At 63.8% G+C, this 12330-nt stretch carries 9 protein-coding genes; 4 read left to right on the plus strand and 5 right to left on the minus strand.

Annotated features, from left to right (window positions below; translation table 11 throughout):
- Positions 1 to 68 precede the first annotated feature (68 nt).
- Positions 69 to 1556 (plus strand): helicase HerA-like domain-containing protein, encoded by a 1488-nt coding sequence (locus tag ACMGT0_RS08600; RefSeq protein WP_054061134.1) that lies wholly within the window; start codon positions 69 to 71, stop codon positions 1554 to 1556.
- Positions 1557 to 1560: 4 nt separating this feature from the next.
- Here ACMGT0_RS08600 and ACMGT0_RS08605 read toward each other — a convergent pair whose 3' ends face one another.
- Complete coding sequence (locus tag ACMGT0_RS08605; RefSeq protein ID WP_054061135.1) at positions 1561 to 2016, minus strand: DUF721 domain-containing protein; 456 nt, start codon at positions 2014 to 2016, stop codon at positions 1561 to 1563.
- Between the two features lie 308 nt (positions 2017 to 2324).
- Here ACMGT0_RS08605 and secA point away from each other — a divergent pair, with 308 nt between their 5' ends.
- From secA to ACMGT0_RS08620, 3 genes are all read left to right on the plus strand, one after another.
- A complete protein-coding gene (gene secA, locus ACMGT0_RS08610; protein ID WP_273819271.1) occupies positions 2325 to 5066 on the plus strand; it encodes a preprotein translocase subunit SecA in 2742 nt (913 codons plus the stop codon).
- Positions 5067 to 5186: 120 nt separating this feature from the next.
- Positions 5187 to 6404 carry a bifunctional glutamate N-acetyltransferase/amino-acid acetyltransferase ArgJ gene (argJ, locus tag ACMGT0_RS08615; protein WP_054063997.1) on the plus strand — a complete coding sequence of 406 codons (1218 nt, stop codon included), beginning with the start codon at positions 5187 to 5189 and terminating at the stop codon, positions 6402 to 6404.
- Between the two features lie 100 nt (positions 6405 to 6504).
- Positions 6505 to 7446 carry a Nudix family hydrolase gene (locus ACMGT0_RS08620; RefSeq protein WP_416772221.1) on the plus strand — a complete coding sequence of 314 codons (942 nt, stop codon included), beginning with the start codon at positions 6505 to 6507 and terminating at the stop codon, positions 7444 to 7446.
- 123 nt (positions 7447 to 7569) lie between these two features.
- Here ACMGT0_RS08620 and ACMGT0_RS08625 read toward each other — a convergent pair whose 3' ends face one another.
- The 4 genes from ACMGT0_RS08625 to ACMGT0_RS08640 form a co-directional block, all read right to left on the minus strand.
- Complete coding sequence (locus tag ACMGT0_RS08625; RefSeq protein WP_054061139.1) at positions 7570 to 8154, minus strand: cob(I)yrinic acid a,c-diamide adenosyltransferase; 585 nt, start codon at positions 8152 to 8154, stop codon at positions 7570 to 7572.
- 2 nt (positions 8155 to 8156) lie between these two features.
- Positions 8157 to 10193, minus strand: a complete 2037-nt coding sequence (locus ACMGT0_RS08630) for a sensor histidine kinase (RefSeq protein ID WP_054061140.1) — start codon at positions 10191 to 10193, stop codon at positions 8157 to 8159.
- 151 nt (positions 10194 to 10344) lie between these two features.
- The gene (locus tag ACMGT0_RS08635; RefSeq protein ID WP_416772223.1) at positions 10345 to 11262 is read right to left on the minus strand and encodes a putative 2-dehydropantoate 2-reductase; all 918 of its coding nucleotides are present in this window, start codon (positions 11260 to 11262) and stop codon (positions 10345 to 10347) included.
- A complete protein-coding gene (locus ACMGT0_RS08640; RefSeq protein WP_054056512.1) occupies positions 11262 to 12215 on the minus strand; it encodes a diguanylate cyclase domain-containing protein in 954 nt (317 codons plus the stop codon). Before ACMGT0_RS08640 ends, ACMGT0_RS08635 begins: the two co-directional genes overlap by 1 nt.
- Positions 12216 to 12330: the final 115 nt, after the last annotated feature.

Here is a 12330-nt window from a genome sequence, read left to right on the forward strand (position 1 = left end):
CGAGCGTTTGCGGATCGATCCCCTCGTTTTCAGTTGGGCAGGCTCAAGAATCGATTGGGGGAGATGACATGAATGATGCTTCGCAGCTTGTGTTCGGCGCCGGCCCCGATGGTCTCGCCGTCGGCCAGGCCTTGCGCCTGGGCAATCGCCACGGTCTGATCGCCGGTGCGACCGGAACCGGCAAGACCGTCACCCTGCAGCGCCTCGCGGAGGCGTTCAGCGAGGCTGGCGTTGCGGTGTTCGCAGCGGATATCAAGGGCGATCTCTGTGGCCTCGGAGCTGCGGGCAATCCCCAGGGCAAGATTGCCGAACGGATCGCCGGCATGCCCTGGCTCGACTATAAGGCTGGGGGTTACCCACTGACCTTGTGGGATATCCACGGGCAGTCCGGTCATCCGTTGCGTACAACCCTGAGCGAGATGGGGCCTTTGCTGATCGGTGCCTTGCTGGAACTGACGGACAGCCAGCAGTCGGCATTGTACGCCGCCTTCAAGGTGGCCGATCGCGAAGGCTTGCTGTTGCTGGACCTGAAGGACCTCAAGGCCCTGCTCAATCATCTCAAGGAGCATCCGCAACTGCTGGGTGAGGACGCGGCCCTGATGACCACCGGCTCCAGCCAGGCGTTGCTGCGGCGCCTGGCCACCCTGGAGCAGCAGGGCGCCGAGGCCTTGTTCGGTGAGCCGGCCCTGCAACTGGAGGATATCCTGCAGCCGGCCGGCGACGGTCGTGGGCGGATTCATCTGCTCGATGCCAGCCGTCTTGTGCATGAGGCGCCCAAGGTCTATGCGACCTTCCTGTTGTGGCTGCTGGCGGAATTGTTCGAGCAGTTGCCCGAGCGTGGCGATGCCGACAAGCCGCTGCTGGCACTGTTTTTCGACGAAGCGCACCTGCTGTTCGCCGGAACCCCCAAAGCCCTGCAGGACCGCCTGGAGCAGGTTGTCCGGCTGATTCGCTCGAAGGGGGTCGGGGTATTCTTCGTCACCCAGTCGCCGGGTGATCTGCCCGACAGCATCCTGGCGCAGTTGGGTTTGCGTATCCAGCATGGCTTGCGTGCCTTCACCGCGCGGGAACAGAAGTCGTTGCGGGCCGTTGCCGAGGGCTTTCGTCCCAATCCGGCGTTCGATGCCTTGTCGGTGCTGACGGAACTGGGGATCGGCGAAGCGCTGGTGGGAACCTTGCAGGACAAGGGCACGCCGGCCATGGTCCAGCGTGTCTTGATCGCGCCGCCACAGTCGCGGATAGGCCCGTTGAGCGGGGCCGAGCGAGCGGCGCTGATCGCCGGCTCGCCGCTGCTCGGTCGATATGACCGGCCCATCGATCGTGAGTCGGCCTATGAAATCCTCCTGGCTCGCAACACGCCGGGGGCGGAGCCTGCGTCTCCCGTTGAAAAGCCGGCTGGCGAAGACCCGAGCCTGGCGGACAAGGCGGGCGAGTTTCTCGGGTCGGTGGCCGGGCAGGCGCTCAAGTCCGCCGTGCGTCAGGCCGCCAATCAGTTGGGGCGACAACTGGTGCGCGGCTTGATGGGCTCGCTGCTCGGCGGCAGCAAGCGGCGCTGACGACTCAGGCCTTGGGGCGGGCGTGGCTGGCCAGGCGTTCGAGGGCGGCGCGCAGTTTCGGGTCGCTGATGCCCTCGGCCGTCTCCTGGATGGTTTGCGCCGCGTTGGCGGAGAGGTCCAGGGTGTGACCGGCGGCGCCCTGCTGGACGGTCGGTGGTTGCACCTTGAACAGGATACGGATCAGCCCGCTGAACACGTCGAAGGCCTGCAACTGCCGTTGCAGACGCTTCTGCTGGTAGCGCAGGCGGGTCGCCCAGTGCCCGTCGGTGACGATCAGCAACAGGGTGCCTTCACGCCACGACGCCACGTGACAGTGCTCGCGGGCAGCCGGCTGCAACTGGGTTTCCACCAGTCGCTGCAGGTGCGCGAGGCGCTGGGCGTGGCCGAAAATCGCCTTCAGCGGCTTGGCTTCGCGAAGCAGGACGGCGGGCGCCCGGGCCGGGAGAGGGCGAAATGCCATGATTTGGACACCTTAGGTAACAGAGCCGCCATGGTAGCAGAAACCGCCTGCACAGCCGGTCCCCATTGATGCGGGCCGGCTTTGCCCCTAAAGTCTGCACCCAAGTTCCGGGCTTGATGGCTTGAAGTTCGGGAAAAAGACCCTATTTTAGAGTGGCCCCGTAAAAGCGCTGTGCCAGTATCGTGGAATAACGCCACTTTTCTCACCACCGTTTCCGGGTAGAATACTCGTTCGCATGCGGCCATGAGGGCTGCTCGGGCGACTCTTGGGGCCGCCCTCCATCCCTATGTGTGGAAGAACCTGCCGATATGTTTGCGCCTTTGTTAAAGAAACTTTTTGGAAGCAAGAACGAGCGTGAAGTCAAACGCATGCTCAAGACGGTACAGATCGTCAATGCCTTCGAAGAGCAAATGGTGGCCCTTTCGGACGAGCAGTTGCGCGCCAAGACCGGAGAGTTCAAGGCCCGCATAGCCCAAGGTGAAACCCTCGACAAGATCCTGCCGGAGGCTTTCGCCGTTGCCCGTGAGGCCGGCAAGCGTGTCATGGGCATGCGCCACTTCGACGTGCAGTTGATCGGCGGCATGACCTTGCACGAAGGCAAGATCGCGGAAATGCGTACCGGTGAGGGTAAAACCCTGGTGGCAACCCTGGGTGTTTACCTCAACGCACTGTCCGGCAAGGGCGTGCACGTGGTGACGGTGAACGACTACCTGGCTCGCCGCGACGCCAACTGGATGCGTCCGTTGTATGAATTCCTCGGTCTGACGGTAGGGGTGGTCACCCCGTTCCAGCCGCCGGAAGAGAAGCGTGCCGCCTACGCCGCCGACATCACCTACGGCACCAACAACGAATTCGGTTTCGACTACCTGCGCGACAACATGGCGTTCAGCATGGAAGAGAAGTTCCAGCGCGAGCTGAACTTCGCCGTGATCGACGAAGTCGACTCCATCCTGATCGACGAAGCCCGTACCCCGCTGATCATTTCCGGCCAGGCCGAAGACAGCTCGCGGTTGTACACCGAGATCAACAAGCTGATCCCGCGACTGACCCAGCACGTCGAGGAAGTCGAGGGCGTGGTGACCCAGGAAGGTCATTTCACCATCGACGAGAAGACCCGCCAGGTCGAACTGAACGAGGCCGGTCACCAGTACATCGAGGAAATGCTCACCCAGGTCGGACTGCTGGCCGAGGGCGAGAGCCTGTACTCGGCGCACAACCTGGGCCTGTTGACCCACGTCTATGCCGGCCTGCGTGCGCACAAGCTGTTCCACCGCAACGTCGAGTACATCGTGCAGGATGGCCAGGTGGTCCTGGTCGACGAGCACACCGGTCGTACCATGCCGGGCCGCCGCCTGTCCGAGGGCCTGCACCAGGCCATCGAAGCGAAGGAAAACCTGAACATCCAGGCCGAAAGCCAGACTTTGGCTTCGACCACCTTCCAGAACTACTTCCGTCTCTATACCAAGCTGTCCGGCATGACCGGTACCGCCGACACCGAAGCGTTCGAGTTCCATCAGATCTACGGTCTGTCGGTGATGGTGATCCCGCCGAACAAGCCGCTGGCGCGCAAGGACTACAACGACCTGGTGTTCCTGACCGCCGAAGAGAAGTACGCGGCGATCATTGCCGACATCGAGGAGTCCCTCAAGCAGGGCCGTCCGGTGCTGGTGGGTACCGCGACCATCGAGACCTCCGAGCACATGTCCAACCTGCTCAAGCAGAAGGGCATCGAGCACAAGGTCCTGAACGCCAAGTTCCACGAGAAGGAAGCGGAAATCATTGCCCAGGCCGGTCGTCCGGGCGCGCTGACCATCGCCACCAACATGGCCGGTCGTGGTACCGACATCCTGTTGGGCGGCAACTGGGAAGTCGAAGTCGCCTCCCTGGAGAACCCGACACCGGAGCAGATCGCGCAGATCAAGGCTGATTGGCAGAAGCGCCACCAGCAGGTGCTCGAGGCGGGTGGCCTGCAGGTGATCGCTTCCGAGCGTCACGAATCGCGGCGTATCGACAACCAGTTGCGCGGTCGTGCCGGTCGCCAGGGCGACGCCGGTTCCAGCCGCTTCTACCTGTCCCTGGAAGACAGCCTGATGCGTATCTTCGCCTCCGATCGGGTGAAGAACTTCATGAAGGCCCTGGGCATGCAGCCGGGCGAGGCGATCGAGCACCGCATGGTGACCAACGCCATCGAGAAGGCCCAGCGCAAGGTCGAAGGCCGTAACTTCGATATCCGCAAGCAACTGCTCGAGTTCGACGACGTCAACAACGAACAGCGTAAAGTGATCTATCACATGCGTAACACGTTGCTGGCTGCCGACAATATCGGCGAAACCATCGCCGACTTCCGTCAGGACGTGCTCAACGCCACCGTCAGCGCCCATATTCCTCCACAGTCGCTGCCCGAGCAGTGGGATGTGGCGGGCCTGGAGTCGGCCATCGAGAGCGATTTCGGCGTGAAGCTGCCGATCCAGCAATGGCTCGACGAAGACGATCACCTGTACGAGGAAACCCTGCGCGAGAAGCTGCTCAACGAGTTGCTGGCGGCGTACAACGAGAAGGAAGATCAGGCCGGCGCCGAAGCCCTGCGCACCTTCGAGAAGCAGATCGTGCTGCGTGTGCTGGACGACCTGTGGAAAGACCACCTGTCGACCATGGACCACCTGCGTCACGGTATCCACCTGCGCGGTTATGCGCAGAAGAACCCGAAGCAGGAGTACAAGCGCGAGTCGTTCACCCTGTTCTCCGAACTGCTGGACTCGATCAAGCGCGACTCGATCCGCGTGCTCTCCCATGTTCAGGTGCGCCGCGAAGATCCGGCCGAAGAGGAAGCCCGCCTGCGTCGCGAAGCCGAGGCACTGGCCCAGCGCATGCAGTTCCAGCACGCCGAGGCGCCTGGCCTGGAAGCGTCGGAAGCCGAGCAGCAGGGTGAAGAGGTCGATGTCGCCCTGGCCACCGCACCGGTACGCAACGAACAGAAACTGGGCCGCAACGAACTGTGCTACTGCGGTTCGGGCAAGAAGTACAAACACTGTCACGGCCAGATCAACTAAGGTTTCTGCCGGACACTGAAACACCCGCGCCGCGACCGGCATCAGCCGTCGCGGCGTTTTTCCATTTGAACCACTGTCCGTTGTGGCGACAGTGCATATCACCTTGAGAGGAGCGCATTCATGGCTGTTGGTCTTGGTCCTTTGCCAACGTTGCACCCGGTCGCCGGTTTTGAACTCGGTATCGCCTCGGCCGGAATCAAGCGCCCCGGGCGCAAGGACGTGGTCGTGATGCGTTGTGCCGAAGGTTCCACGGTGGCTGGCGTGTTCACCCTCAATGCCTTCTGCGCGGCGCCGGTGATCCTGGCCAGGCAGCGCGTGCAGGGCACGGTACGTTACCTGCTGACCAACACCGGCAACGCCAACGCCGGCACCGGTGAGCCCGGCCTGGCCGCTGCCGCGCGCACCTGTGCCAAGCTGGCCGAGCTGGCGGGTGTCGATGCCGAGGCCGTGCTGCCGTACTCCACCGGGGTGATTGGCGAGCCGCTGCCGGTCGAGAAGATCGAGGGTGCCTTGCAGGCGGCCCTGGACGACCTGTCCGTGGACAACTGGGCCGCTGCCGCCACCGGCATCATGACCACCGATACTCTGCCCAAGGGCGCCAGCCGCCAGTTCCAGCATGACGGCGTGACCGTCACCGTGACCGGCATCAGCAAGGGCGCCGGGATGATTCGCCCGAACATGGCGACCATGCTCGGCTACATCGCCACCGATGCCAAGGTTTCCCGCGAAGTCCTGCAGAACCTGATGCTCGACGGCGCCAACAAGTCGTTCAACCGCATCACCATCGATGGCGACACCTCGACCAACGACTGCTGCATGCTCATCGCCACCGGTCAGGCCAACCTGCCGGAAATCACCGAAGCCAGCGGCCCGCTGTTCGCCGCGCTGAAACAGGCGGTGTTCGAAGTCTGCATGGAAGTGGCCCAGGCCATCGTTCGCGATGGTGAAGGTGCAACCAAATTCGTCACTGTCGAAGTCAACGGTGGCGGCACCCACCAGGAATGCCTGGATGTCGGTTACACCGTGGCTCACTCGCCACTGATCAAGACCGCGCTGTTCGCTTCCGACCCGAACTGGGGTCGTATCCTGGCGGCGGTGGGGCGTGCCGGCGTACCGAACCTGGACGTGAGCAAGATCGACGTGTTCCTGGGCGAAGTGTGCATCGCCAGCCGTGGCGCCCGTGCCGCGACCTACACCGAGGAGCAGGGGGCGGCGGTGATGTCCCGTGAAGAAATCACCATCCGCATCGAGTTGGGCCGCGGTGACTGCAGCGAAACCATCTGGACCACCGATCTGTCCCACGAATACGTGAAGATCAACGCGGAATACCGTACGTAAGTACCCGCGTCCCTGTGGGAGTCATCGCGAATGGCTCCCACGGCTTGCCGGACGAGGCTGTTCAGCTTCGGTGGATGGCAGATTTATAGGAGCTTTCAGCGTGAAACGCGTACATGTGGCTGCGGCCGTTATTCGAGGCAACGATGGGCGGATCCTGATCGCCCGGCGTGCCGACTCCCAGCACCAGGGTGGCCTGTGGGAATTCCCCGGAGGCAAGGTCGAGGAGGGCGAAGCGGTCCGGGCGGCACTGGCCCGCGAGCTGCTGGAAGAACTGGGCATCGTGGTGACCGAAGCCCGCCCGCTGATCAAGGTGCAGCACGACTATCCGGATAAGCAGGTGTTGCTGGATGTCTGGGAGGTTTCGGCCTTCACCGGCGAGCCTCACGGTGCCGAGGGCCAGCCACTGGCCTGGGTGACGGCGCGGGAATTGCCGAACTACGAGTTCCCGGCGGCCAACCAGCCGATCGTCGCCGCTGCCCGTTTGCCGGGCGAATACCTGATCACCCCGGATGGCCTGGAGACTGCGCAACTGTTGCAGGGCATCCAGAAGGCGATTGCCGGCGGCATCAGGCTGGTCCAGTTGCGTGCACCGAATGGTTTCGATCCCAAGTACCGCGATCTGGCGGTCGATGCGGTCGGGCTGTGTGCCGGCAAGGCGCAATTGATGCTCAAGGGGCCGTTCGAGTGGCTGGGGGATTTCCCTTCGGCCGGTTGGCATATCACCTCCGCACAACTGCGCAAGTACGCGGCTGCCGGACGTCCGCTGCCCAGGGAGCGCTGGCTGGCGGCCTCCTGCCATGATGCCGAGGAGTTGGCATTGGCCGAGCAGATGGGCGTGGATTTCGTTACCTTGTCGCCGGTGCAGCCAACCCGGACCCACCCGGATGCGCAGCCTCTGGGTTGGGAGCGGGCCGGGCAACTGATCGCCGGTTTCAACAGGCCGGTGTATCTGCTGGGTGGGGTTGGCCCTGGTGATTTGTCGCGTGCCTGGGAAAGCGGTGCCCAGGGTGTGGCCGGCATTCGGGCGTTCTGGCCGGACTGAAGACACAAGCCGGAGTTATCCGCGGATGGCCCTCGGGCCATGCTCCAGCAGTACCGGCGCATTCGCGGATAAATCCGGCTTCCACCGTTATCCCGTTTTCACAGGAAGATCGGGAGGGGATTGTCAGTGGGAAACCGGCTTCTTGGCCGCTTCCCACAGGACCTCGGCAATCTTCTCGCGTCGGGCAATCAGCCTGGCGGTGACGAAAAACAGATCCGACAGTCGATTGATGTAGGCCATGCCCACGCCGCCCAGCGGCTCCAGGGCATTGAGCTCCTGGCAGCGGCGTTCGGCACTGCGTGCCAGGCTGCGGCAGACGTGGGCCTGGGCAATCAGCATCGACCCGCCTGGCAGGATGAAATTCTCCAGGGGGCCGAGTTCTTCGTTCCAGCGGTCGATGACGGCTTCCAGCCGTTCGATTTCGCTCTTGTCCAGCGCCTGGTACTCCGGCATGGCCAACTCGCCGCCGAGGTCGAACAGCCGATGCTGGCAAGGCGCAAGCACCTCGATCACCTCCTCCAGTTCCGGGTGGATCACCACCAGTTCCGCCAGCCCCGCCAGGAGCAGCCCAAGCTGGCTGTTGAGGCTGTCGACCTCGCCGATGGCCTCGATCCGTGGATGGTTCTTGGGTACGCGACGACCGTCGCCCAGCCCGGTTTCGCCGGTGTCACCGGTCCTTGTATAAATCTTCGACAGGCGAAAACCCATGGTTACAACTCCGTTTTATTGAGTTCGGGAAGCAGGGCCTGGTTGCTGGCCAGCGGCAGGCGCAGGGTGAAGCAGGTGCCCTGGCCGGGAGTCGACTGCACTTCCATCTGGCCCTTGTGGTTGTTGGTGATGATGAAATAGGACACCGACAGTCCGAGGCCGGTGCCCTGGCCGATCTCCTTGGTGGTGAAGAACGGTTCGAAGGTGCGCTTGCGGATGCTTTCGGGCATGCCGATGCCATTGTCCTCGACCTGGATTTCCGCCCAGGGCGGATTCAGCCGGGTGCGCAGGGTGATGCGCCCCGGTTCGCGGTCGTCGTCACGCTGGTGGATGGCCTGGGCGGCATTCTTCAGCAGGTTCAGCAGCACTTGCTCCAGTTCGTTGGCGGTACCGGGCACCGGCCCGAGCAGCGGATCGAACTGGCGGATGATGGCCTGGCCCTTGAAGTCGAAGCCGATGGCCAGGTCGAAATCGTTACCGGCGATCTCCACGGCCTGGTCGATCAGCGCCGGCAGGTCGCAAGGCGCCATTTCCCGTTTGCTGCGCCGGCTGAAACTGAGCATGTGGGTGACGATCTTCGCCGCCCGTGCCCCGGCCTGCTGGATGCCGTCGAGCAACTGCGGCACTTCGCGGCTGGTGAGGTACTGGTTGACGGTGCCCAGGTCGATGCCCGCCTGCTCGGCGTACTCGAGGTTCTTCGGCAGCTCCGAGGACAGTCGTCGGCGAATGTTCTGCACGTTGTGCAGGATCGCGCCCAAGGGGTTGTTGATTTCGTGGGCCATGCCGGCGGCCAGCCCGCCGACCGAGAGCATTTTCTCCGACTGCACCATCATTTCTTCCAGGGACAGGCGCTGGGTGATGTCGTCGATCCGGATCACCACGCCGCGGCCGGCCCCCCCCATCAGCGGGTAGAAGGTCAGCGCATAGTGGCGGGCTTCGTCGTCCTTGATCCAGGTGACCCGCTCGATCTTCGCCACGGTGTGCTGCTCGACGGTGTCCTTGAGTTGCGGGAGGAAGGGCTTGAGCGGTTCGAAGGCGAGGAAGATCGGCTGGTTCAGCGCTTCGTCCAGGCGGGTCCCGGAAAGCGCGCTGGCCTCCTGGTTCCACTGGGTGACGTACAGCTGTTCGTCGAGGGCGATCAGCGCCGAGGGCATGGAGTCGATGATGCTGTTGAGGTAGTTCTGAAAGCCCGTGAGTTTCTTCTCGATCTTGCTGCGGACCTGGACTTCGAGTTCGAGCTTGCGGTTGGTATGGCGGGTTTCTTCGGCCAGCCCCTGGGCCTGGTCGTAGGCCGCCTGGGACTCGTCGCGGGCGCGCTTGAGCTGCTGCTCGCGGGCTTCGATGCGCGAGAGCATGGTGTTGAAGGCTTCGGCCAGGCTGCCGATCTCATCGTGGTTGCCCCGTGATGCGCGCAGCGAATAGTTTTCTTCGCGGGTGACCTGGCGCGACAGTTCCTCCAGTTCATGGATGGGGCGGGTGATCAGTCGCTTGATCTGCCGGGCGATGATCAGCCACAGCAGCACGCTGAAGATCAGGATGCCGAGGCTGGCGGTCAGGGTCCCGGTGTAGAAGGCCACCGGCAGTTCGCTGCTGGCCACCAGCAGCAGGTGCCCGGGGGCTTGCCCGGGACGGGGCATGTCGATGACCTGGTTGCTGCGAAACTCGGTCAGGCGCCAAGCCTCGACGTGCCGATAGCGTTCCGGCAATTTCAGGCGGTCGCTGTGTTGCAGCTGGGCCAGCCGCTCGCCCTTGCCGTCATAGATGGCGGCGGCCCGCAGGGGTGAATAGGTGTTGAGTTCCTTGAGCAGGGCTTCGGCGTTGTCCGGGGATTCCAGGGCCCGGCTGGCGAGGCTCGGGTTCGATACCAGCCGGCCAATGGTCTGCAGCGCCTGGGGGGCCATGCTTTCCTGGGAGATCCAGTAGGCGGCGCTGATGAAGGTCAGGTTGGCGACCAGCAGTACGGTGATCAGCAGTACCAGCAACGCGGCGAGGAGTTTCTGACCGACCGGGAGGTTTTCTAGGCGCTGGCGCAGGGGCATCACGGGTCCTGTCTGGCAAGGGTAAGGAAGCGGCGGGCCTCGATCGGGCCTGACCGTCACTGAGTGTATCAAACCGTCGATTTTTGCCGCGGCTTTTGCAAAGGCGCGGATTGAACGCTTCGCAGCGATATGAGGGTAGCCCGACTGTCGATCAGTCGCTTGGCAAGCCGTGGCTGGCCAGGTGCGTGGTCAGCCGCTCGTGCAGTTGTTCCAGGTGCGGCAGGCTCAACTGGTGGCGTGCCGCCGCCGCGCAGGCATAACCCAGCAGGTAGCTGATTTCGGTACGCCGACCGTGGGCGACATCCTGGTACATGGAGGAGTAGTTCGCGGCCGTGGCCTGTATCACTCGCTGCACTTCAGCGTGCAGGTCCTCGGCGGCCGCTGGCTGGCCGCAGCACTCCAGCAGTTCCGTCAGTTCGGCGCAGAGGGTGGCCACTTCGCAATGATGCTCGAGCAGGCCACCGTTGCGGCAGCTGTAGAGCACCGTCAATGGGTTGATGGCGCAGTTCAGCGCCAGCTTGCGCCACAGCCGGGTCAGGATCCGGGTGTTCCATTCGTGGGGGATGCCCGCCCGGGTCAGGTCTTCCAGCCACAGGGGCGGCTCGGGGTGGGCCGCATCGCCGAGCCAGGTGAAGCCATGGCCGGCGAACACCACCCGCCAGTCTTTCTCGCGAAACGCGCCTTCGGTGCTGGAGGCGAAGAGGCAACGGACGCCCGGAGCCAGTGCCGCCACCGCATCCTGGCTGCCGAGGCCGTTCTGCAGCAGGATCAGCTCGGCATTGTCGCTCAGGCGCGGGAGCAGCCGGGCCACCGCGGCTGGCGCGTCATAGGCCTTGCAGGCGACCAGCAGGCGGGTAATGGGTTCGTTGGCGTCGCCGGTCTCGGCGGGAATGGCGAACGACTGTGCCTGGCCCTGTTCCACCAGGGTCAGGCCGCCACTGGCCTCGTAGGCTGCCAGACGGGCCGGGTCGCGCAGGATCAGCCTGACCGGCAGCCCCGCCCGTGCCAGGCGTGCGGCCCACAGGCTGCCCAGGCTGCCGGCACCGAGGACATGCCAGGGGCTGCCCATCAGTCGCGGGCCGGCAGGCGCTTGGCGCTGACCACGCCGTCGGCATAGGACTGCGCCAGCAGTTGCGCGGCTTCATCGAACAGGGTCTGCTGGTCCAGGGGCAGGCACTTGCTGTCCAGGCCCACCAGGCTGATGCCGGCCTTCAGCTCGACCGGCCCCTCGTTGGTCATGAACGGCTTGAGATTCAGGCCGTCATACAGGCGCTTGAAGCTGCTCGGGGCGCAATCGCGCAGGTCGGGCGGCATGGTCATGAGCACGAAATGCTGGTCATCCAGGCGTGCCAGCACATCCAGCGGCCGCACCAGTTGCTGCAGGCGGCGGGCGATGCCTTGCAGCAGCTCGTCGTAGAAGTCGATGCCATACTCGCGCTGCAGCTCGCCCGCCTGCTGGACACCGATCAGCAGGTAACAGATGGCACCGCCACGGGCCTGCACCTGGCGCAGGCTGTCGGTCAGCTTCTGGCGCAGGTAGCGGGAGTTGCCCAGGCCCGTCAGGGAGTCGACGAGGTTGCGCTGTTCGAGGCTGGCAATGTTCTGGCGCAGCAGGCGGTTTTCCTGGCGCAGGCGCTGCAGGGTGCTGCACTGGCGATCGGCAGCCAGTACGCGGGTCAACAACAGGCGCTCGATATCTTCCGGGGCGATCAGGTCGTCGATGTCGTTGGGCGAAGCATCATCGAGCAGAGCGAGCGGCGCTTGCGAACTGATCAGCAACACATAGGTGTAGTGATCGTTCATCTCGTCGCGCTGCCTGACCTTTTCCGCCAGCTTCAGCCCGGACTCGCCGGCGCAGACCACCACGCTGGCGGCACGCTGGTCGATCTGTTCCAGGGCCAGGATCGCGTCGTTGGCCTGGCGTATGTCCTGATATCCCGCACGCTGGAGGCTGCTGCCAAAGGCGCTGCTCACCAGATGATCATCACTCACCAGCAAAATGCTCAGGTCCGGGTTAGGCATGGGGGGCTCTTAAGTGAATGAGTGGGAGGAAGAACCGTTATAATGCTGGCGGATCTTAACCGTCAAACCCGGCGCGCTCCATCGGTATCGGGCGCGCCAAGATTAAATTTGGAGA

Origin of the sequence: Pseudomonas sp. RHF3.3-3, assembly GCF_048069595.1 — a bacterium.
Taxonomy (GTDB): domain Bacteria; phylum Pseudomonadota; class Gammaproteobacteria; order Pseudomonadales; family Pseudomonadaceae; genus Aquipseudomonas; species Aquipseudomonas fuscovaginae_B.